Raw genomic sequence first — 21043 nt, forward strand, 5'->3', positions numbered from 1 at the left:
ACGCATGAGGGCCACTATGAAAGATAAACTCTCGGCGATGATTCGCGAAGCCATCGCCGTCAACGAACGTTCATTTCCATGGGAACGCGCCATCGGTGCAGGCATTGCCATGACATTGCCCATATTCATCGGCTTATGGCTCAATCTTTTACCATATGGATTGATGGCAGGGCTTGGCGGCTTCACCTATCTCTATGCCTTTCGCCTGCCGTATGCGCACCTCTCTAAACGCTTATTGTTTGTAGGCATCGCGATGGTGATCGCCTCGCTCTTAGGCTCAATCACAGCGCCTTATCCGATTGCTGTGGCGGTTGTAATGGGCGCAATTGCTGCCGTGACCCTATTCATTTTCAATGCACTGAAATTCATTGGGCCTTCTGCCATTTTCTTTGTGCTGATTTTTGCCCTCACGGCAGATATGCCACATGTGGACTTCGCTGGCGCATTGATGCGTGCAGGTTTAGTGAGTTTCGGCGCAATGCTCTCTTGGCTCATTGCCATGAGTGGCTTTTTGATTCATCCCCATCGCCCAGAGATTCAATCCCTACAAAAAGCGTATCAGCAACTCATTCAATTGACAGACAAAGCAGGCACGGATGCCTTTCATGGTGAAAAATATAAAGCCATGGCTGCCTTTAAGGAAGCCCATGAAACGTTAATGGCAGGGCGCTTGCCGTGGTCACCCTCTGAAACTTATCGCCGCTTATTGCATTTAGCAGTTGCGGGCAATGAATATTTGATTGAGCTCTCCATTCGGGAAGAGCAATCTTCAAGCCCGATGCCAAAAGAGGCCCACGATTATTTAACAGAGATTTTACGCAATCTCAAATCCTTCAAACAGACATCTACATTGCCCAAACCACCGGCTGATTTACCGCTTGTGGATAACTTTATCGCCATGCATGATGCTCTAACTGCACCCGTTGCCACGCTCCCTGCCCTCACGGCGGATGATCAAGTGAGCATTCGCATGATTTTAGCCCAAGCCCTTGATCGCAATTCCTTAGTCTTTTTAACCGCTGTGCGCTTTGGCATCATCACCACAATTGCCTCGCTCATTGCCCATGGCTTTGATTTTACGCGCTCTTATTGGATTCCGTTATCGTGTGTGGCGGTGATGTCTGGCGCATCGATGGTGGCAACGCTCCACAGAGCCCTTCAGCGTTCCCTTGGCACGATGATCGGGATCATCATCGCAAGTTTAATCCTCTATTTTGAGCCCACAGGCTACCCGATTGCCCTCTTTATTTTGCTCTTTACCATTATGACAGAGCTGTGCATCGTTAAAAATTATGGTTTAGCGGTGATCTTCATTACGCCCAATGCGCTATTGTTGGCAGAAACCATCTCCGCGGGAGATTTCTCCTTTGTGCACTTTGCCGGCGCGCGCATTTTAGATGTGGCCATCGGTAGCATCATCGGGATCATTGGCGTGATGATCATGGGTAAACGCTCAGCATCTGTGCGCATGCCACGCATTTTGATGCGCACCCTTCGCAGTCAATCCCAAATGTTACTGTTGCTCTTTGGTCCACACAACGAAGATGCTGACGCGCAACTTAAAATCCGCAGCCTAAAAATGCAAACCAACCTTGCCAACCTCACCGCGCTTTACACTGCAGCCATTGGCGAGATTCCAAAAAACAAAGCGTTAATTGAATACTATTGGCCGATCATCTATTCACTTGATAAGCTATCGGTACTCCTTGAGCGTGCTGCCCACATGCAACATCGCCCCACATTGAGCCCGCAAGCGTTGGCAAATTTACTCTATTTATTTGAGACATTGGCCAATCATGCTCAATCGGATATGCAGTACGATGCGCTGCCCATTCCTACGATTCCGGGCTTTTCAAGCATCGCAAAGGAAATTGATGTGTTACAATCCGCCTTTAAGTCAGAGACAACCGCAATATGATCGAACAACCGCATTTTGAAATACGATTAACCCGCAATGATGATTGCGAACATTTGCCTGAAGTGGAGCGCTCAGCTGCTGCGCGTTTTGCGAGCATCCCTGAATTGGCATGGATTGCAACGGCTGATGTCCATTCAGTGGAAGATCATCAGCGCTTTGTCACACAGAAAAATAGTTGGGTGGCCATTCATGATGATCAACCCATTGGTTTTATCAGTGGCGTTCAAATGCAAGATGCGTTTCATATTTGTGAATTTTCTGTGCGCGAAGAGTGGCAAAGCCAAGGTGTTGGCAAAGCACTCATGCAAGCTTTAGAGGCAGACATGCATGAGAAAAACATCACCAATATCACGCTCACCACCTTTAGAAAAGTGGAGTGGAATGGCCCGATGTATGAGCATTTAGGCTTTGTGGAAATCCCTGACACCGAGCTTTCCCTCTTTTTATTAGATGTGCTTGGCGAAGAGACTGAGGCGGGTTTTTTACCAGATCAACGCTGTGCGATGCGTAAAACCCTCACTTAAGGTTGTGTCTCTTTTAAGCCATGTTTGCCATGTGATGAGATGATGTATTCACCATTTGAGGCTTCATAACGATACAATCGCCCCCAAGGATCCACAATCAAACGTTCGGCAATATAAGGTCCATGCCAATTGACCACTTGAGGATTTGTGATCAAGCTTTGTAAACCCTGCTCTGTCGTAGGATAATGCCCCACATCTTTATAATAAAGATTGAGCGCCCCTTCAATGGAACGAATGTTCTGTTTGACTGACACCCATTTACTGTCATCATCAAAGCCCAAAAACTTTTGCCCTAAGATGGTGACCACAATGGCGATGATCACCGAAATGATCATCAATTCCACTAAAGACAATGAGCGCTTATAAAACGCCCCAAGTGCATGATTGACCATGAATCAGCGCACCAATGCTTTAAATTCATTAAAGTATGTGGGGAAAGTTTTATTGACGCATGCTGGATCTTCAATGATCACGGGCACTAAAAAGCTGCACAACGAAAAACACATCGCCATGCGGTGATCATCATATGTGCCAATCGAGACATTTTCATTGAGCCGATCAACAGGCGTAATGACCAAATAATCTTCACCTTCTTCCACAATCGCGCCAAGTTTAGTGAGCTCTGTAGCCATGGCATGGATGCGATCGGTCTCTTTCACGCGCCAACTGCCAATGTTGCGAAGAGTGGTTGTGCCTTTTGCAAACAAAGCAAGCACAGCCAATGTCATGGCTGCATCGGGAATGTGATTGCAATCTAAATCAATGGCGCGCAATCCTGATGCAGGCTTTGTCACCACGACGTGATGGTCATGCCACTCAACTTCTGCGCCCATCATTTCAAGGGCGCGCAAAAACTCCACATCGCCTTGAATGGTTTGTGTGCCGATGCCTTGCAACGTAATCTCACCGCCAATGGCGCCAAGGGCTGCAAAATAAGAAGCACTTGATGCATCACCCTCAACATCATAATGCGCCACCGCTTGATAAGTTTGCCCTGCCGGAATGTAAAACGATTGCCAATTGCGATTTTCCACCACAATGCCAAAGTCTTTGAGCATCGCTAAAGTGATGGTGATGTAAGGTTTTGAGATCAATTCGCCATCAATGTGAATGGTCATCGCCTTTTTTGTCATCGGGAGGGTTAAAAGCAGCGCCGTTAAAAACTGGCTAGACACCGAGCCTTTGACTGAAACTTCAGAATGCATCACTTCTGCATTAAAAATCTCAAGCGGCGGATAACCGTCATTGTCTAAATAGTGGATCATTAACCCCATCGATTGCAAGGCTTCCACCAAATCTTTGATCGGACGTTCATGCATACGAGGAATGCCGCGCAACACATAATGCCCTTGATTGAGGGCAAGCGCCGCCGTTAAAGAGCGAAATGCCGTGCCTGCATTGCCTAAAAAGAGTTCTGCCTCTTTATTTGGTAGATGACCTTGATTGCCTTCAATGATGCATTCTGTTGGGCTGATGCGTTCAATTTGAATGCCAAGCGCAAGTAAAGCTTCAGTCATATAGCGCACATCATCACTGTCTAATAAACCCTTCAAATGGGTTTTACCATCGGCCAATGCGGCTAATAATAGCGCACGATTTGAAATACTTTTTGAGCCGGGTACAGTCATTGTCCCTGCTGCGTGTGTCACTTTAGAAAGCGCTAATGTTTCCATACATCACCCATCCGATCATCATTGAATTAGAAATATACAACATATCATACAAAAAGTGCCCTAAAGTTTAACACTGAAGGGCACTTGTGACTATTGTCTGATGCGTGGATCAACACGCATCGATCATTGGACTCTCTGCAGGCGTTAAGTTCAAACGCTCAAAGAGTGCATTGTCCACATCTTCAGCCGCATTGGGGCTGGTTAATAATTTAGCGCCATAGAAAATGGAGTTAGCACCTGCCATAAAGCATAACGCTTGCAATTCAGAGCTCATGGTTTCACGGCCAGCCGATAAACGCACCATGGATTTTGGCATCATGATGCGCGCCACAGCAATCGTGCGTACAAAGTCAAAATCATCCACAGGATCATTGCCACCTAATGGCGTGCCTTGAATCGGGATCAAACGGTTAATTGGCACGCTTTCTGGCGGCGTGAGCATGTTCGCTAATTGCACCAAAAGGGATGCGCGATCCTTTTGTGATTCACCTAAACCGATGATGCCGCCTGAACAAATCTTCATGCCAGAGTTACGCACATGATCTAATGTATCTAAGCGGTTTTGATAATTATGCGTGGTGACAATTTCACCATAGAATTCAGGGGAAGTGTCTAAGTTATGGTTGTAGTAATCTAAACCCGTATTTGCCAACTCATTTGCTTGCTCTGCTGTGAGTTGGCCAAGCGTCATACAAGTTTCCATGCCAAGGCCTTTGACCTCTTCAATCATTTTTTTGATGTAAGGCATGTCACGCGGTTTCGGGTTACGCCAAGCCGCGCCCATACAAAAACGGCTCGCGCCATCTTCTTTCGCTTTTTTCGCAGCCTCAATGACTTTTTGCACTTCCATCAATTTTTCTGCTTCTAAACCTGTGTCATGATGCACGCTTTGCGAGCAATATTTACAGTCTTCAGAGCAGCGACCTGTTTTAATGGATAACAAACGGCTCACTTGAATTTTGGTTGGGTCAAAATGCTGACGATGCACCTGCTGGGCTTCGAACAATAATTCAAACAGTGGTTTTTTAAAGAGCGCATCGGCTTCTTCAATGGTCCAAACTTTTTTACTCATACGATTCTCAGATTAATAATAATGGTAACGCCCCATATCATAGAGGAAAGTTGGGCTGAATGTAAACCAGAATTAAATTCATATGATTTACATAACTCAGCCTCATCAAAATACCAATTGTGTTAAATTGTGACCATCAAGACCAATCAACAATAACGACAATGAGGATGCGATGAGTTATTTAAAAACCTTAGAAAAACAATTTAAAGAAAAAAGTGACAGCTTGCCGGCAGAAGTTCAACACCGCATTTATCGCACATTAAGTTGGCTCAACAGCGCCGAGCGTTTACGCACGCCCGTGCCACATCCAAGCAAACCGAATAAACATAAATTACCCGACACATTAGACATGCAATTTATGAATCTATGGGTGGCATTTAATGCCATTTATGCCTGCCAAGGGTTTCAGGATGATAAAGAGCGCTTTAAAGACTTCATCCACATCATGGTACAAAAAGAGGGGGATAAATTAGAGAAGATTTTATGGGATCTATTCTCTTCTCAAATTCACATGTTTTTGAAAAATCACTATGCATTTCGCCCGTTTTGGGATTATCACAATCAAGAAACCGATCAACCTGAAAGTTATTGGCGTGCTCGCTTTGAAGATGAAAACATTAAAGCAAATCAATCTCTTAAAAATCATGACACCAAAACTTTGCTCCTCATTTTGTTTGAGCGCATTTATACCCTTCGCAATCAAATCTTTCATGGGGGCTCTAGCTTTGGCAGCCGTTTAAACCGCAAACAATTACAACAAGCCTGCGGTTTACTCAGCCATTTAGTGCCAGTGTTTGCCATTGTGGTGCTCAATAATCCTGAAGATCCCATTTGGGGTCGCCCATTTTATCCAGTGATTCATGATTAATTAATGGTAAAAACAGGCATAAAAAAACCTCGGCAGTGCCGAGGTTTTTTGTGTCACTTATTCGTGATGTTTCACGTGGAACGATAAATCATCGCCAATGAGCACATGATCTTTTGGCTTAAATTCACCATTTAAGAAGGATTTCGCCAATGGATTTTCTAGATGAATCTGAATCGCACGTTTCAATGGACGCGCACCAAAGACAGGATCATAACCCACTTCGCCCAACTCATCTAATGCACCATCTGTGATGGCCAACTCGATCTCTTGATCCGCTAAACGTTTGATCACGCGATCCACTTGTAATTTTGCGATCGAACGAATGTTCTCTTTATTAAGCGGATGGAAGACCACAATGTCATCAATACGGTTGATGAATTCAGGTCTAAAATGTTGCCCAACCACATCCATCACAGAGGCTTTAATCGCTTCGTACTGATCTTTCTCATCCATGTTCGAAAGCGCATGGGTTTGCTCTTGAATGATGCCGGAACCTAAGTTGGATGTCATCACAATCACCGTATTTTTAAAGTCCACGGTGCGGCCTTGGCCATCGGTTAAGCGACCATCATCAAGCACTTGTAAAAGAATGTTAAACACATCCGGATGCGCTTTTTCCACTTCATCCAACAAAATCACAGAATATGGACGGCGACGCACTGCTTCAGTTAAATAACCACCTTCCTCATAACCCACATAGCCTGGAGGCGCACCAATTAAACGTGCCACGGAATGTTTCTCCATGAACTCGGACATATCAATGCGGATCATTGCGGCTTCTGAGTCAAACAAGAAATTTGCCAATGCTTTGGTCAATTCTGTTTTACCGACACCCGTTGGCCCTAAAAATAGGAAGGAGCCAATCGGACGATTAGGATCAGATAAGCCCGCACGAGAACGGCGCACGGCATCAGACACCGCAGAGATCGCCTCTTTTTGCCCAATCACTTGGTTCGCTAAAAAGCTTTCCATATGCAACAATTTTTCGCGTTCACCTTCTAGCATGCGCGTGACCGGAATGCCTGTCCATTTAGAGACAATTTCTGCAATCTCTTCGGACGTCACATTCGTGCGCACGAGCTGATTTTTACGTTCAACATCCCCTTCATTTGCCTGCGCTTCTTTAAGCTGCGCCTCTAATTCAGGAATGCGGCCATATTGCAACTCACTCATTTTCGCTAAATCCCCAGAGCGACGAGCCGCCTCCATTTCATTGCGCGCTTTTTCTAAGTCTTCCTTAATGGAAGTTGCGCCCTGCATCACGCTTTTCTCTTTTTTCCAAACCTCTTCAAGGTCTGAATACTCTTTTGATAAGTCTTCAATCTCTTGCTCTAAGATTTCTAAGCGTTTTTTAGAGGCATCATCTTTCTCTTTTTTGATGGCTTCACGCTCGATTTTCAATTGAATCAAACGGCGATCTAATTTATCCATCTCTTCAGGTTTAGAGTCGATTTCCATGCGCACCAAGCTTGCCGCTTCATCGATAAGATCAATCGCTTTATCAGGCAATTGTCGATCCGTGATGTAACGGTTTGATAAAGTTGCCGCAGCAACAATCGCAGGATCCGTAATTTCCACACCATGGTGAATCTCATAGCGCTCTTTTAAACCACGCAAAATGGCAATGGTGTCTTCAACGGTCGGTTCATCCACCAATACACGTTGGAAGCGGCGTTCAAGCGCTGGATCTTTCTCAATGTATTGACGATATTCATCAAGCGTTGTCGCACCAATACAGTGCAATTCACCGCGTGACAATGCAGGTTTTAACATGTTACCCGCATCCATTGCACCATCGCCTTTACCTGCGCCCACCATTGTATGGATTTCATCAATGAATAAAATGATGCGGCCATCTTGTTTGCCAAGCTCATTGAGCACAGCTTTTAAACGCTCTTCAAACTCACCGCGGAATTTTGCCCCTGCGATCAATGCGCCCATGTCTAAGGATAAAACGGATTTGTTTTTTAAGCCTTCTGGCACTTCGCCATTGACAATGCGCTGCGCTAAACCTTCAATGATGGCGGTTTTACCCACGCCCGGTTCACCAATCAACACAGGGTTATTTTTTGTGCGGCGTGACAAGACCTGAATGCAGCGACGAATCTCATCATCACGGCCAATCACAGGATCAAGTTTTCCCTCTTCAGCACGCTTTGTTAAATCCACCGTATATTTAGAGAGCGCCTGACGGTTCTCTTCAGAATTTGCATCATTCACGGCTTCACCTCCGCGTAAATTGTCAATCACGGTTGATAATGTCTCTTTTTTCAAACCGGCATCTTTTAAAAGGTCGGTAAGCGCCCCTTTTTCTTCTAATATGCCAAGCAAAAAGATCTCTGAGGAGATGTATTGATCCCCACGTGCATTCGCTGCCTTTTCAGCGGCAATCAATGTGCGTTGAAACTCTTTGCTCACTTGAAAATCATTGGTGCCTTCAACTTGCGGCATTTTCTTGATCAATGCTTCAACATCATCGGTCAAACGGTTCACATTGACGCGACACTGACGCAAAATTGGCAACACAGAGCCATCTTTTTGCTTAAGCATGGCAAGCAAAACATGGGCGGGTTCTAAAAACTGGTTGTGATGCTCAATGGCAATGCTTTGAGCCTCGGATAATGCTGATGTTAAGGTTGTTGTAAATTTTTCTGAACTCATCGTTGGTTCTCCTTATCAGTAATTTTTTATTAATCTTTGCTGACTAACATAATGGGACTGAAATTAAAAAAAACAAGAGCGATTCACAAAGTTATCCACAGCTTTTTTGAGGTGCAAAAAAACCCCGATCAGAACCGGGGTTTAATTCAATAGAAAGATACGTTTTAATACTTATATTCACTCTCAGTTTGAGAACAATATCTTAAAACACATTTTCTTATTATATATCAGTGTAATAGAGTCTATTAAAGACCACGACAAACAGTAGTTTGTAAACCTTTGTCGCCTTCTTTAGCTTCAAATTCTACCTTCTGACCTTCCGCTAAAGTACGGAAGCCATCACCTTGAATCGTTGAAAAGTGAACGAATACATCTGGTGAACCATCTTCAGGAGTGATGAAACCAAAACCTTTAGACTCATTGAACCATTTTACAGTTCCGATACGCATATTTAACCTCAAACAAAGAGTGACTATATTCATAGTCGTTTTCAAACCACTTACCCAAATGGATAAGCCTCACCACAAATTTAATAGTGATGCTCATTACATTACGTGTTATTTGTATGCTTTGCAACAAAAATGATCAAATAAATGAAATATTAATCAAAATACCGCAAATGTGTCTTTGCTACGCTGTATCATAAAATACATAACCCATTGATATTAAAAGCGAGAGTTGCATGCAATAAAAAAGCGTATATGATGAGCTTTTGATCACCAAATTTAATCCATTATTATGCATTCATTATCAACCACCTACATTGCACTGGGCGCAAATCTTGAAAATCCAGTAGCACAGCTCACAACAGCGCTTGAAGAGATCGCACAATTGCCCAACACGTCGATCATTGAACGCTCAAAATTCTATCGCACCAAACCCATAGGCCCCGCACAGCCTGACATCATCAATGCTGTGATTGCCTTGCAAACCGCTTTATCACCTTATGAGCTTTTGCATGCCCTACAAGCCATTGAGCTCAAGCATGGGCGCACACGTACAGTTCGTTTTGGCGCGCGCACTTTGGATTTGGATGTATTGCTTTATGAGGATTGGGTCAATGATGATTCCGCGCTCATTGTGCCTCATCCAAGAATGCACGAGCGCAATTTTGTGTTGATTCCCCTTTATGAAATTGCGCCCGATTTAATCTTGCCACAAGGGGCCATTGTCGATCTCATTGCCCGCAATGACCCTGAAGATTATGTGATTCCGTTAGATCTTTAAAGGCGAAAGCGCTTGGCCACAAAGCCTAAGGCAACGCCAAGCACACAAAGGAAAATCAGATAATGGGTGACAAAGTTCTCATTCAATTGCTCGGCGATCACGGGCACTAAAAATGTGGTGAGCCCACCAAAGAGTGCATTCCCAATGTTATAAGAAAAGCCCATGCCCGATAAACGCACATGCGGCTCATATAAACGTACAATGAAGATCGGCACACACGCCACTAAGCCTAAAAAGAGCGAACTTGCCATATATAGTGATGCAATCAAGGTGTGATCGCCGCCCTGCCCAAGAGCATTGAAGAAAATCGTGCTGCTGATGCCTAAAATCGTCGCAAACACAATCATCGTGCGTGGCAAGCCAATGCGATCCACCAATAAGCCAGCAATCACGCTGCCAATGATGTTCATTGCCGTGGCCAACAATGCAATTTTATTGACAAAATCTGCAGGCAATCCATAAAGTTCTGATTTCATTAAATTTGGAATGAGCAGCACCATAATGACGCCTGTCATTAATAGCCACGTGCTCATGACGCCCCAAAAGCTCTCTTTTAAATATTTTTGCAACACTGTTTTCATGGGGAATTCGCTGCTTTTTTTGCGCTCTTCTTTAAATTGTAAAAAGACCGGCGTTTCTTGCAATGAGCGACGTAAATAGAGCGCCAATAACCCTAAGCCACCCCCAATGATGAAAGGAAAACGCCATGCATATGCGTGGATTTCTGCTTCCGTAAAAATGAAGTTCAATGAGGTGGAAATGGCATAACCAATGAACACCCCAAAGGTGAGCCCTGCAGCAATTAAACTATTGGCAAGCCCCATATGATGCGATTTGACATGCTCTGTGACAAAAACATGCGCGCTTGGCACTTCGCCCCCTAACGCGATCCCCTGCAATAAACGCATGCACAGCAATAAAAGCGGCGCCCAAACGCCAATGTCATCAAATGTGGGCAATAAACCGATGGCTAAGGTTGGCACAGCCATTAAAAAGAGCGAGATCATAAACATGCGTTTACGTCCCACAATGTCGCCAAAGGGCGCTAAAATCATGCCACTTAATGGGCGCACAAAATAGGCCACCGCATAGATGCCATAAATCATCATCAAAGAATCAAGTCCCGATTGCTCCGGGAAAAAGTGCTGTTTTAAAATGGGAATAAAGGTCAAAAAGACAATGAAATCATAAAACTCCAACGCGCCGCCTAATGAGGAGAGCGAGAGCGTTTTAATGTCTGACCGAGTCAATGCTTGTTTCATATCCATCCTAGAGTTGATCAACAAAATTCGCATCTTACTCCAAATGAATGGATTTTGCCCTGTGTTGCGGACATAAAAAAACCTCGTGATTACACGAGGCTTATGTTTGGATCAATGAATAAAATAAAGCAAAATATCCGTTTCATCAGTGCGCCAACATCTCTTCGACCACCTCTGCATTTGATAATGCATCAGGATAATAGGTCGGCCAATTGCTCAATTCATCAAACAACGCTTCTTGGGACTCATTGCCCATGTACAAATGGAAATGATCCGCCGCGCGAGGCTCAATGATGTGATCGCTGAACTGAATGAATAAAGGCGCACCTGAATCCTTTTGCTGACACTCAAAAAGATAGCGCACGCCACGGTTGCCCTTTCGATACGTTAAAATTTTATGCCCTGCAGGTGCATATTCACAAAATGTGGATTTTTCTTTCGCATGAAAGGCAATCACATTGCCATCAATCACAATGTTTTCCACATCGGTGGCATAACCTTTTGTGTAATATGCTTTGTACTCTTGTGCCGTTTGATCGCCTTTATCCGCCGCTTTTTTCTCCATCACAGCATCAAGCTCACCGCTTAAAATGAGTGGATAAACAGAACGCCATGCACCTTGCCAATCGCTCAATGAACGATCTTTGACATCTTGATCCTCAAAATAGCCTTTGCTCGCTTGAATCTGTTTTTCCGTCATCGGTGCATGATGATGCCCATGATGGTGATGGCTATGATCGTGGTCATGATCATGATCATGCGAGCCGTGGGCAAATGCGCCAGAAAGTGATAAACCCATCGCCATCGATAGGGCCAATAACAACTGCTTTTGTTGCATGTTACTCTCCTAAAAGTTAAAGGGATCAATGTTATAGCACAGGTTTTTCTGTATTGACTGAACACTTTTTATGCAAACAAGAATCATTCTCATAATTGCTTCGATCCTGCAGGAATTTGCATCATTTTGCAGAATTTTTCTGTATAATTTACGCCATTCAAAACGTTTCACGTGAAACATTAACAACAATAATGAGGATCATATGCACACATCACGTTGGCTCATTGCATCAGCTGCACTTTTAACCTTAACGGCATGTAAAGGTTTATCCTTAGAAGATACGCTGTCTCTTGGCATGCAAAGCGCGCAAATTATGTCGTTATCTGACAATGACATCAAACAATTGACGCAAAAATCCTGCCAAGAAATGGACTCAAAAAATAAAGTGGCGCCAGCGAATAGCGCATATACTCAGCGCCTCAATCGCATTGCCAATGCGCTTGGCCACAATGTCAATGGCACGCCCGTCAATTATAAAGTCTACCTAACCAATGATGTGAATGCATGGGCGATGGCCAATGGCTGCGTGCGCGTTTACAGCGGTTTGATGGATAAGATGACGGACAATGAAATCCAAGGTGTGCTCGGTCATGAACTCGGTCATGTGGCGCTTGGACACAGCAAAAAAAGTGTACAAGTGGCTTATGCAACAGAACTCGCGCGCAACACCATCGTCAAAACCGCCAACAGCTCCATTGCGGATTTAACCAGTTCACAATTGGGCGATTTGGCGCAAAAATTGGTGAATTCTCAATTCTCTCAATCCCAAGAATTGGCGGCGGACAACTTTTCGTATGATTATTTGAAAAAACGTAACCTTAACCCAGCCGGCATTGCCTCAGCATTTGATAAATTAGGTGGCGGCAGCTCATTACTTAGCACGCACCCAGCTTCATCAAAACGCTCGAACAACATTCGTCAGCGCATGTTGGCAGATCAAAAGTAGTCCATAAAAAAAGCCATCCATACTCATTTATGGATGGCTTTTTAAAACTCAATGCTTAAGGCATTAAAATCATCGCATCACCATAACTGAAGAAACGATATTGATCATCCACCGCATGTTGATAAATCTTCTGAATGCGCTCATAGCCCATAAAAGTGGACACAAGCACCATCAATGTGGATTTTGGCAAATGAAAATTGGTGATCAAGGCATCAATCACATGAAATTCAAAGCCTGGCTTGATGAAGATGTTTGTATCCCCCTCAAAGGCTTTGAGCGTGCCATCAAGTGCGGCGGTTTCTAATGAGCGGCACACCGTTGTGCCCACAGCAATCACGCGTTTACCTGCCGCTTTCGTGGCTAAAATGCGATCAATGGCGGATTGTGGCACAGAGATCCACTCTTTATGCATCACATGTTGATCAAGCGCCTCTTCACGCACAGGTTTAAATGTACCGGCGCCGACATGAAGCGTCACTTCCACAAAGGATGCGCCTTTCTCTTCAATCGCGTGCATCAACTCTTTCGTAAAATGCAAACCGGCCGTTGGCGCGGCAACGGCACCTTTCTCTTTACTGAAAACCGTTTGATAACGCTCTTTATCAAAATCACTGTCATCACGCACAATGTAAGGCGGCAATGGCATGTGCCCCATTTTTTCTAAAATGGGAAACACCGCACTACCATCGACCGTTTCAAAAATAAAGAAGCTGTCATCCCTTGCCACCATTTTAAAGACAGGCTGATCTTCTACATAAATGATCTGTCCCTCTTTTGGCGATTTGCTTGCACGGGTTTGCGCTAAAAATGAGGTTTCACTCAATAAGCGCTCAACCAAAATCTCAACCGCCCCGCCTGTTTCTTTATGGGCAAACACGCGCGCTGGCAATACGCGCGTATTGTTAATCACCAATAAATCACCCGGTTCAATATAATCGATGATGTCTTTGAAGATTTTATCTTCAATCTCATCACCTTTTGCCACCAATAAACGCGAGGATTCACGATCCTCTTTTGGAAACTGCGCGATCAACGATTCAGGTAAATGGTAATCGTAATCGGAAATTTTATCTTTCATCAAAACTCACTACTTTTTCATTGGCAAATAGATCTTCTAAGCGCTCGCGCTCACGAATCAAGTAAGCCTGATCTTGATCAATGAGGATTTCGGCGGCGCGTCCACGTGTATTATAGTTCGAACTCATCACAAAACCATATGCGCCCGCTTGTTTGACCACTAAAATGTCACCGGCTGACAATGCCAAATCACGATTTTTACCCAAAAAGTCGCCAGTTTCACACACAGGTCCCACAATGTCATAGTTATGCACAGGCGCATCACTCGCTTTAGTTGTTTCAATGCGCATCCATGATTCATAAAGCGCTGGGCGAATCAAATCATTCATGGCAGCATCGACCACGGCAAAGTGTTTGCCTTCATTCTCTTTTGTTAAAATCACTTCTGTTAATAAGTAACCAGAATCACCCACAATCGAGCGCCCTGGCTCCATCGTCATCACTAAATCGCGATCACCGAGTTTTTCATAAATCATGTCCACTAAGGTTTGTGGCGTGATCAATGTTTCCCCTTGATAATCAATGCCAAGACCACCGCCCATGTCAAAATGCTCAAGCTCAATGCCCTTCTCTTTTAAGGCATCAATCAGTGTCAACATGCGATCAACCGCATCACAATACGGGGATAATTCCGTCAATTGTGAACCAATGTGGCAATCAATCCCTTTAATGGCAATGTGTGGCAATTGATGCGCCGCTTCATATAAACGCACGGCTTGATCATACGGAATGCCAAACTTATTTTCACGAAGGCCGGTAGAAATATAAGGATGGGTTTTTGCATCCACATCAGGATTCACGCGAAATGAAATTGGCGCCATTAAACCTAACTGCCCAGCCTCTTCATTGAGCCTATAAAGCTCAGCCTCTGACTCCACATTAAAACAATGAATGCCCGTTTCTAACGCAAAACGTAAATCTTCACGCGTTTTACCCACGCCTGAAAAAATTACCTTGGTCGGATCACCGCCCGCTTTTAACACACGCAATAATTCACCACGCGAGACAATGTCAAAACCTGCCCCTAAATCTGCCAATAAACGAATGACAGATAAATTGCTGTTCGCTTTCACGGCATAACAGATCAAATGCTTTCGTGCGCCAAAGGCATCTTGATAACGTTTGAACGCTTCTGTGATGCTTGCTTTTGAATACACATAAAGTGGGGTGCCGTAAGTTTTGACCAAATCTTCAATGGCCACTTGTTCAATGTGAGATGTCAATTGGGACATTTATCGCTCCGATGATGATTGTTGTTCTGTTGAATGTTGATCTGGTAAGTACAACGGCCCTTTTTGACCACAAGCGTGTAAAAAGAAGCTCAAACCCACCACACATAAAATCTTTTTCATAACTCTAATCTCTTGATTCCAATCAGGGAAAAATTATAACGAATTGTTGCAGCGAGCGCCATGCGCTAATAACCGCAAAACCAACCAAATGCGTGCTTTCGCAGGATGGCTATAAGGCGCGTGTAATAAACCATATTGATCATTCACCACTTTCCCTGCTCGCACGCGTGTTGTCAATACAACTGGGCAAGATGCGTGCATTAATACTGGCAATAAATTTTCATGCACTGTGCCATTGCCTGTGCCCACAACGATTAAGCCCTCAACATTGGCTTCTAAAAGCGCTGTGAGCATGCGTGGATTGGCGGAGACATCACTGTAGACAATTTCCACCCAAGGATAGTCATCATCTTGCACTGGCAATGCCTCAATGCTAAGTTTCATTTTATCATCCACTTTAACATTCTTATAAAACTCCACTTTGCTGTTCAAAATGTGACCAATTGCACCAAAATCATCTGCGCAAAAACCATCCACTTTTAAGGTGTGCGACTTCACCACTTCATGCCCCACATAAATGGTGTTATTGATCACAGCCCATAAACCTGCAACGCCATGCGCTGCAACCTGTAAACTGTCCAATAAATTCAACGGACCATCCGCACTGATTGCAGTGGAAGGGCGCATTGCTGCGGTTAATACAACGGGTTTAGTCAAATTGAGCGTCCACTCTAAAAACACAGCACTCTCTTCTAATGTATCTGTGCCATGAGTGATGACAATGCCATCAACATCATTACGCGCTAATTGCTCATTCACGCATTCGGCCAATGCCTTGAGAATGGAAAAACGCATGTCTTTACTGTCAATTTGGCAAAGCTCAATGGTTTCAATCGTCATCTCTTCAGGCACAGGCAATCCGTACAATAATTCAGCGGCTTTTTTTTCACCGGCTGCATAATTGACCAATTCTTGATCACTTGCGGCATTGCCTGCAATCGTGCCACCAGTACCAATGATGACTATTTTTTTAGCATTCATGATCTTTTTTCCTTTTTTTCATCATAAAATTGCGTCTTAGTATGCCGGAATTTTCATCAAATGCATACAATATATCTTATTGATATTTCAATGATTTTAAAATTTATACGATTTTTTTAATTTTTTTTGTAAAAAAAGTTTGACGTTTATAATTATTTGCCTATAATAGCAAACCTCTGACGGGTCATTAGCTCAGTTGGTAGAGCAGTTGGCTTTTAACCAATTGGTCGAAGGTTCGAATCCTTCATGACCCACCAAATTCCAAAGCATCTAAATTATAGATGCTTTTCTTTTTCCGTTAGAGACAAATAACGGGTCATTAGCTCAGTTGGTAGAGCAGTTGGCTTTTAACCAATTGGTCGAAGGTTCGAATCCTTCATGACCCACCAAATTCCAAAAGCTTCTAGTCATTGATTAGAGGCTTTTTTGCTATGTGGGGAACGGTATGCGTGCATTGTGGGTGATCCATTCACATCAAATTGATGACTTGTCTGCCGATATCATATCTTCGCGCTTGCGGTGCGATGATCTTGTGGTGCTCTCTGATGCGGCTGATTTACCGCATGCACGCCCTTTAAAACATGCCAAAGCCCTGCTTGGACAAACATTGCCCGCACTCATTTTTGATGCCAGAGATGGCTTTGCACTCGATTATTTTCTCTGTGCTGCGCACACCATCGAAGATAACGGCGCATTGATCATCATCGCCCCTAATTTTAAGGGCAATGATCCACAAAGTCTGCGCTTTCACCACACAAGCATCCCCACACCTCATTTTCAGCAACATTTAAATGCTTGCTTAACTCGCTATGCTCAACCCTTTGATTTAGATCACATTCAGCACAATGCAATAACAGCAACAGACGTCATGCTCACAAATGAGCAACAGCACGTCATTACCCAGCTCCAAAACTTTTCCACAGGCATCCTGACATTATTTGCACCGCGTGGCACAGGGAAATCGACGGTCATTGCTCATTTCTTACAAGCTGTGGATAACTTTGTGCTCACGGCTCCAAATCAACCTTCCCTCAAACGTTATGCACAGCATGTGGATAACTTTAAGGCACCGGATGATCTTTTTTTGAACCATGCCCCTAAAAGTTTTGAGTGGCTCATCATCGAAGAGGCTGCACAAATGCCCATCGCACACTTGGAAAAATTGAGTGCTTTGGCGCATAAAGTTATCCTCATCTCCTCTGTGGATAACTATGAAGGCACAGGGCAAGGCCTTGCGCAAAAGTTGCACGCAATCCTCCCGATTGAGCAAGCCCTCACTTTGACAAAAAGCCAACGCTTTGATGATCAAGATCCTGTCGCCCGCTTTTGCCAAGCCATCGCGCTACAAGAATCCTGTACAGAAAGTTTGCCAGAAGGTTTAAATCTCTATGATCATGAGGGATTAACCGCGCTGCAAAGCCAGAGCGAGTGCATTCAAGCACTCTATCAATTTCTCAACGTACACCATTATCAAACCAATGCCCAAGATGTGCGCCGCCTATTTGATGGGCACAATCAAATTTTTATCACAGATGTGCAGAACTCAACACTTCGCGGTGCCATTTGGGCGCTGAAAGAAGGCGAGTTATCCACAGATTTGGCTGTGGATATCTTTAATGGTTATCGTCGCCCGAAAGGTAATTTAGTGGTGCAAACTTTAGGGGCGCACAGCTATTATCCTGAACTCATGACCCAAAAGAGCCTGCGTGTGTCCCGCATTGCGGTGGATCATGCCCATCGCCATCAAGGGATTGCGAGCAATATGCTCATGCACCTCATCGAATATGCGAAAGTTCATCAATATGATTTCATCTCCACAAGCTTTGGGCTCACAGAAGATTTACTGAGCTTTTGGCAACAAGCAGGCTTTACATGGGTGCACATGGGCACGCATCGCGATAAAACCACAGGCTTACATGCCGCCATTTTGCTGTATCCTTTAACCGATGCAATGCAAACATTGATCGAACGGATGGCACAAAAATGGCGCGCTGATGCATATCATTTATTAGAGGCTCCTTTTGTACATGCATCTGTGCATCCTTGCCTACAAACCATTGCTAAACCGGCTCCTTTTGATGCGTTAGATGCCAGAATTTTAGTGGCCCATCAGCAACATAAAAAACCTAAAGAAGCCGTATTTTCTGCATTACAGCGTCAAATCCTGCGAGTTGATCAATAATTGATCATAATTTTCATCTAAAGAGGTTTGACAAACTAAAACCTTCTCCCTATAATGCAAACCTCTTCAAGAGACAACGCCGGTATAGCTCAGCTGGTAGAGCAACTGACTTGTAATCAGTAGGTCCTCAGTTCGATTCCGAGTGCCGGCACCATATTTAAAAACCCTGCTTAACGCAGGGTTTTTTTATGCCTGTGTGCTAAGATAAAATCATTATAATTATTTTCTGTGACGCCATGTTTAAATCCATACTCAATAAAATTCGCCACAAATACAGCCATTTTAAGGTTAATCACGTCAATATCTATGGCATTAAGAGCCCATATCATTTTGATCGACAGCGTGAGCAATACTGTATTAATGAGCCTGATGCCCACAGCCTTGATCACACAGAGATTGTGCTTTATTCATGGAACATTTATAAACAAAAATTAAATGCAGCCATCGATGAGCTCTCCTACATGCTCAATAAAGCGGACATTGTCATGCTGCAAGAGGCTCGAGAGAGTGAAACATTGATGTCGCTGATCAGTAGCCACACTTTTAAAGCCATTCATGTGGTTGCCTTTAAAGACGGCCATTATGCCAATGGCGTGATGACCATCAGTAAAACCGCACCCATTTGTTACAGTGCACAAAAATATTCAGAGCCATGGATTCGCTTTCCAAAATCCGGGCTCATCGCCACTTATCCTTTATCAAATGGGCAACATCTGATGGTGGCTAATTTCCATGCGGTGAATTTTTCGTTGGGTTTAAAGGATTTTATGCAGCAACTTCGCACCATTTTTGACATTTTACAGCAACATGCGGGTCCTATTGTCCTAGGGGGTGATTTTAATACCTGGCGAAAATCCCGCTATTTATATGTCAAAAGACTCATTCGCGAGCTCAATTTAAAAGAGATTCAATATCCCATCGATCAACGCACAAAAGTGATGGGTAAAGTTTTAGATCATATTTTTGTGCGCGGCTTACATGTTAAAGAGGCCAAAACGTATAACATTTCGGCCTCTGATCACAATCCTATTCGATTGAAGTTGTCGTGCGAAGAATGAATTTAAGCTGCTCTTTCATGTGCGCGAGTGCTTTTGCACGATGAGAGATTTGATTTTTCTCAGCCAATTCAAGCTCTGCCATACTTTTACCTAATCCTTCAATGAAGAATAAAGGATCATAGCCAAAGCCGCCCGTGCCCATAGGTTCATGCAAAATGCGTCCATAAATGCGCCCTTCTGCAATGAGCGGCGTCGGATCTTCTGCGTAACGCACAAAAGCAAGCACCGAGATAAAAAATGCGGCGCGATCTTTATCCTCAACACCTGTTAGGTTCTTTAATAATAAGCGATTATTCGCATCGTCTTCTTTCACAGGACTATAACGGGCTGAATGAATGCCAGGTGCACCTTTTAAGTACGGCACCACAATGCCAGAGTCATCGGCAATCGCAGGTAGGCCACTCTCTTTTGCAGCATGACGCGCCTTAATAATTGCATTTTCAATGAAACTTAGGCCACATTCATCGGCATCTTCGATGTTAAAATCACTTTGTGGTCGAACAACAATGTCCAATGACGAGAACAATTCATTGAACTCCCGAATCTTGCCTACATTATTACTCGCTAAAATGATTTCCATTATTCTGCACCATAAACGTCAATTGAGAAGTATTGATCTGCCACTTTTTGATAGCTGCCATCTTTACGAGATTCAAGGATCGCTTCGTTGAATTTTTCCATCAATGCATCATCGCCTTTACGCAAACCAATGCCGATGCCATCGCCAAATACCTCAGGATCATTATAATCAGGGCCCACAAATTCTAAAGATTTATCGTAACCTTTACGCAAATATCCATCATCTAATGGCACGCTGTCGGCAAAGACTAAATCAATGCGACCAGAATCTAAATCGAAGATGGCTTCATCTAAATTTCGGTAGCTACGAACGTCTGCTAACTTGGCAAATTTCTCATTGGCGTAAGTTTCATGAATAGTTCCACTTTGAACACCAATGGATTTTCCTTTTAATACATCGTCTGTAATTTCTTTGTATTCACCAATGGGTGCTACAAATTTTGCAGGTGTTTGGTAGTACTTATTAGTGAAGTTAATGGCTTGTTTTCGTTGGTCTGTGATGGACATGGAAGCTAAAATTGCATCAATTTTTTTCGTATTGAGAGAAGGAATGAGTGCATCAAACTCCACTTGCACGATTTCACATTTCAAATTTGCCTTTTCACAGAATAAGTTAGCTAAATCTGGTTCAAAGCCACCAAGACTACGATCAGGGTTCATATAACTAAATGGAGGATAAGATCCTTCAATCCCAATTTTAACTGGCTCATTTGCTAAAGCTAGAGAACTTGTTAGGGCTAAGCCAAGCAATAGTTTTTTAATCATTGTGTATAACTCCTTTTATATTGATTAACCCTTTATATATATAGGATGATGATGAGTTTG

At 43.7% G+C, this 21043-nt stretch carries 19 protein-coding genes, 3 tRNA genes and 1 pseudogene; 10 read left to right on the plus strand and 13 right to left on the minus strand.

Annotated elements, in window-relative coordinates; genetic code table 11:
• The first annotated feature begins 16 nt into the window (after positions 1-16).
• Positions 17-1918 (plus strand): FUSC family protein, encoded by a 1902-nt coding sequence (locus B143_RS0108465; protein ID WP_018122937.1) that lies wholly within the window; start codon positions 17-19, stop codon positions 1916-1918.
• Positions 1915-2442, plus strand: coding sequence for a GNAT family N-acetyltransferase (locus B143_RS0108470; protein ID WP_018122938.1), 528 nt, complete (start codon positions 1915-1917; stop codon positions 2440-2442). Before B143_RS0108465 ends, B143_RS0108470 begins: the two co-directional genes overlap by 4 nt.
• Here the strand turns inward: B143_RS0108470 and B143_RS0108475 are convergent.
• From B143_RS0108475 to bioB, 3 genes and pseudogenes are all read right to left on the minus strand, one after another.
• Complete coding sequence (locus tag B143_RS0108475) at positions 2439-2834, minus strand: type II secretion system protein GspG (protein ID WP_018122939.1); 396 nt, start codon at positions 2832-2834, stop codon at positions 2439-2441. The genes B143_RS0108470 and B143_RS0108475 overlap by 4 nt on opposite strands.
• 3 nt (positions 2835-2837) lie before the next feature.
• Entirely contained in the window at positions 2838-4115 is a 1278-nt protein-coding gene (gene aroA, locus B143_RS0108480) for a 3-phosphoshikimate 1-carboxyvinyltransferase (RefSeq protein WP_018122940.1), read from the minus strand.
• 139 nt (positions 4116-4254) lie between these two features.
• Positions 4255-5187, minus strand: a pseudogene (bioB, locus tag B143_RS0108485) (biotin synthase BioB); the annotation flags it as partial.
• A gap of 172 nt (positions 5188-5359) precedes the next feature.
• Between bioB and B143_RS0108490 the strand changes: the two are divergent.
• Positions 5360-6055: a HEPN domain-containing protein gene (locus B143_RS0108490; protein ID WP_018122942.1), complete on the plus strand. Its 696-nt coding sequence runs from the start codon at positions 5360-5362 to the stop codon at positions 6053-6055.
• Positions 6056-6112: 57 nt separating this feature from the next.
• Here B143_RS0108490 and clpB read toward each other — a convergent pair whose 3' ends face one another.
• Positions 6113-8716, minus strand: coding sequence for an ATP-dependent chaperone ClpB (gene clpB / locus B143_RS0108495; protein WP_018122943.1), 2604 nt, complete (start codon positions 8714-8716; stop codon positions 6113-6115).
• Positions 8717-8961: 245 nt separating this feature from the next.
• Entirely contained in the window at positions 8962-9165 is a 204-nt protein-coding gene (locus B143_RS0108500; RefSeq protein WP_008316013.1) for a cold-shock protein, read from the minus strand.
• Positions 9166-9454: 289 nt separating this feature from the next.
• On the opposite strand from B143_RS0108500, the gene folK reads away from it, so the two are divergent.
• Complete coding sequence (gene folK / locus B143_RS0108505) at positions 9455-9943, plus strand: 2-amino-4-hydroxy-6-hydroxymethyldihydropteridine diphosphokinase (protein WP_018122944.1); 489 nt, start codon at positions 9455-9457, stop codon at positions 9941-9943.
• On the opposite strand, the gene B143_RS0108510 is transcribed toward folK, so the two are convergent.
• Positions 9940-11205 (minus strand): MFS transporter, encoded by a 1266-nt coding sequence (locus B143_RS0108510; RefSeq protein WP_018122945.1) that lies wholly within the window; start codon positions 11203-11205, stop codon positions 9940-9942. The genes folK and B143_RS0108510 overlap by 4 nt on opposite strands.
• Positions 11206-11350: 145 nt before the next feature.
• The gene (locus B143_RS0108515) at positions 11351-12043 is read right to left on the minus strand and encodes a metal-binding protein ZinT (protein ID WP_018122946.1); all 693 of its coding nucleotides are present in this window, start codon (positions 12041-12043) and stop codon (positions 11351-11353) included.
• A gap of 202 nt (positions 12044-12245) precedes the next feature.
• Here B143_RS0108515 and B143_RS0108520 point away from each other — a divergent pair, with 202 nt between their 5' ends.
• The gene (locus B143_RS0108520; protein WP_018122947.1) at positions 12246-12989 is read left to right on the plus strand and encodes a M48 family metallopeptidase; all 744 of its coding nucleotides are present in this window, start codon (positions 12246-12248) and stop codon (positions 12987-12989) included.
• A 55-nt stretch (positions 12990-13044) separates the two neighbouring features.
• Here the strand turns inward: B143_RS0108520 and queA are convergent, their stop codons facing one another.
• Genes queA through B143_RS0108540 form a run of 4 tightly spaced genes read right to left on the minus strand, consistent with a single transcriptional unit; the run spans position 13045 to position 16399 of the window.
• Complete coding sequence (queA, locus tag B143_RS0108525) at positions 13045-14067, minus strand: tRNA preQ1(34) S-adenosylmethionine ribosyltransferase-isomerase QueA (RefSeq protein WP_008316007.1); 1023 nt, start codon at positions 14065-14067, stop codon at positions 13045-13047.
• Positions 14057-15298 carry a diaminopimelate decarboxylase gene (gene lysA, locus B143_RS0108530; RefSeq protein WP_018122948.1) on the minus strand — a complete coding sequence of 414 codons (1242 nt, stop codon included), beginning with the start codon at positions 15296-15298 and terminating at the stop codon, positions 14057-14059. The genes queA and lysA overlap by 11 nt, the downstream gene beginning before the upstream one ends.
• A complete protein-coding gene (gene lptM, locus B143_RS10115) occupies positions 15299-15418 on the minus strand; it encodes an LPS translocon maturation chaperone LptM (RefSeq protein WP_018122949.1) in 120 nt (39 codons plus the stop codon).
• A gap of 33 nt (positions 15419-15451) precedes the next feature.
• The gene (locus B143_RS0108540) at positions 15452-16399 is read right to left on the minus strand and encodes an asparaginase (RefSeq protein ID WP_018122950.1); all 948 of its coding nucleotides are present in this window, start codon (positions 16397-16399) and stop codon (positions 15452-15454) included.
• Between the two features lie 181 nt (positions 16400-16580).
• On the opposite strand from B143_RS0108540, the gene B143_RS0108545 reads away from it, so the two are divergent.
• From B143_RS0108545 to B143_RS0108565, 5 genes are all read left to right on the plus strand, one after another.
• Positions 16581-16656: transfer RNA gene (locus B143_RS0108545), tRNA-Lys, on the plus strand.
• A 56-nt stretch (positions 16657-16712) separates the two neighbouring features.
• Positions 16713-16788, plus strand: a tRNA-Lys gene (locus tag B143_RS0108550).
• Positions 16789-16844: 56 nt separating this feature from the next.
• Positions 16845-18581, plus strand: a complete 1737-nt coding sequence (locus B143_RS0108555; protein WP_018122951.1) for a GNAT family N-acetyltransferase — start codon at positions 16845-16847, stop codon at positions 18579-18581.
• A 78-nt stretch (positions 18582-18659) separates the two neighbouring features.
• Positions 18660-18735: transfer RNA gene (locus tag B143_RS0108560), tRNA-Thr, on the plus strand.
• A gap of 82 nt (positions 18736-18817) precedes the next feature.
• A complete protein-coding gene (locus B143_RS0108565) occupies positions 18818-19639 on the plus strand; it encodes an endonuclease/exonuclease/phosphatase family protein (RefSeq protein WP_018122952.1) in 822 nt (273 codons plus the stop codon).
• Here the strand turns inward: B143_RS0108565 and rdgB are convergent.
• Both rdgB and B143_RS0108575 read right to left on the minus strand, forming a co-directional pair.
• A complete protein-coding gene (gene rdgB / locus B143_RS0108570) occupies positions 19608-20219 on the minus strand; it encodes an RdgB/HAM1 family non-canonical purine NTP pyrophosphatase (protein ID WP_018122953.1) in 612 nt (203 codons plus the stop codon). The genes B143_RS0108565 and rdgB overlap by 32 nt on opposite strands.
• Positions 20219-20983, minus strand: a complete 765-nt coding sequence (locus B143_RS0108575) for a transporter substrate-binding domain-containing protein (protein ID WP_018122954.1) — start codon at positions 20981-20983, stop codon at positions 20219-20221. Before B143_RS0108575 ends, rdgB begins: the two co-directional genes overlap by 1 nt.
• Positions 20984-21043: the final 60 nt, after the last annotated feature.

The sequence above is a fragment of the Wohlfahrtiimonas chitiniclastica DSM 18708 genome (assembly GCF_000375345.1).
GTDB classification, from domain to species: domain Bacteria; phylum Pseudomonadota; class Gammaproteobacteria; order Cardiobacteriales; family Wohlfahrtiimonadaceae; genus Wohlfahrtiimonas; species Wohlfahrtiimonas chitiniclastica.

Bases quoted from the DNA above. Each gene is read 5' to 3' on its own strand.
- B143_RS0108465 (WP_018122937.1), top strand. From the start codon at position 17: ATGAAAGATAAACTCTCGGCGATGATTCGCGAAGCCATCGCCGTCAAC.
- B143_RS0108470 (WP_018122938.1), top strand. From the start codon at position 1,915: ATGATCGAACAACCGCATTTTGAAATACGATTAACCCGCAATGATGAT.
- B143_RS0108475 (WP_018122939.1), bottom strand. From the start codon at position 2,834: ATGGTCAATCATGCACTTGGGGCGTTTTATAAGCGCTCATTGTCTTTA.
- aroA (WP_018122940.1), bottom strand. From the start codon at position 4,115: ATGGAAACATTAGCGCTTTCTAAAGTGACACACGCAGCAGGGACAATG.
- B143_RS0108490 (WP_018122942.1), top strand. From the start codon at position 5,360: ATGAGTTATTTAAAAACCTTAGAAAAACAATTTAAAGAAAAAAGTGAC.
- clpB (WP_018122943.1), bottom strand. From the start codon at position 8,716: ATGAGTTCAGAAAAATTTACAACAACCTTAACATCAGCATTATCCGAG.
- B143_RS0108500 (WP_008316013.1), bottom strand. From the start codon at position 9,165: ATGCGTATCGGAACTGTAAAATGGTTCAATGAGTCTAAAGGTTTTGGT.
- folK (WP_018122944.1), top strand. From the start codon at position 9,455: ATGCATTCATTATCAACCACCTACATTGCACTGGGCGCAAATCTTGAA.
- B143_RS0108510 (WP_018122945.1), bottom strand. From the start codon at position 11,205: ATGAAACAAGCATTGACTCGGTCAGACATTAAAACGCTCTCGCTCTCC.
- B143_RS0108515 (WP_018122946.1), bottom strand. From the start codon at position 12,043: ATGCAACAAAAGCAGTTGTTATTGGCCCTATCGATGGCGATGGGTTTA.
- B143_RS0108520 (WP_018122947.1), top strand. From the start codon at position 12,246: ATGCACACATCACGTTGGCTCATTGCATCAGCTGCACTTTTAACCTTA.
- queA (WP_008316007.1), bottom strand. From the start codon at position 14,067: ATGAAAGATAAAATTTCCGATTACGATTACCATTTACCTGAATCGTTG.
- lysA (WP_018122948.1), bottom strand. From the start codon at position 15,298: ATGTCCCAATTGACATCTCACATTGAACAAGTGGCCATTGAAGATTTG.
- lptM (WP_018122949.1), bottom strand. From the start codon at position 15,418: ATGAAAAAGATTTTATGTGTGGTGGGTTTGAGCTTCTTTTTACACGCT.
- B143_RS0108540 (WP_018122950.1), bottom strand. From the start codon at position 16,399: ATGAATGCTAAAAAAATAGTCATCATTGGTACTGGTGGCACGATTGCA.
- B143_RS0108555 (WP_018122951.1), top strand. From the start codon at position 16,845: ATGCGTGCATTGTGGGTGATCCATTCACATCAAATTGATGACTTGTCT.
- B143_RS0108565 (WP_018122952.1), top strand. From the start codon at position 18,818: ATGTTTAAATCCATACTCAATAAAATTCGCCACAAATACAGCCATTTT.
- rdgB (WP_018122953.1), bottom strand. From the start codon at position 20,219: ATGGAAATCATTTTAGCGAGTAATAATGTAGGCAAGATTCGGGAGTTC.
- B143_RS0108575 (WP_018122954.1), bottom strand. From the start codon at position 20,983: ATGATTAAAAAACTATTGCTTGGCTTAGCCCTAACAAGTTCTCTAGCT.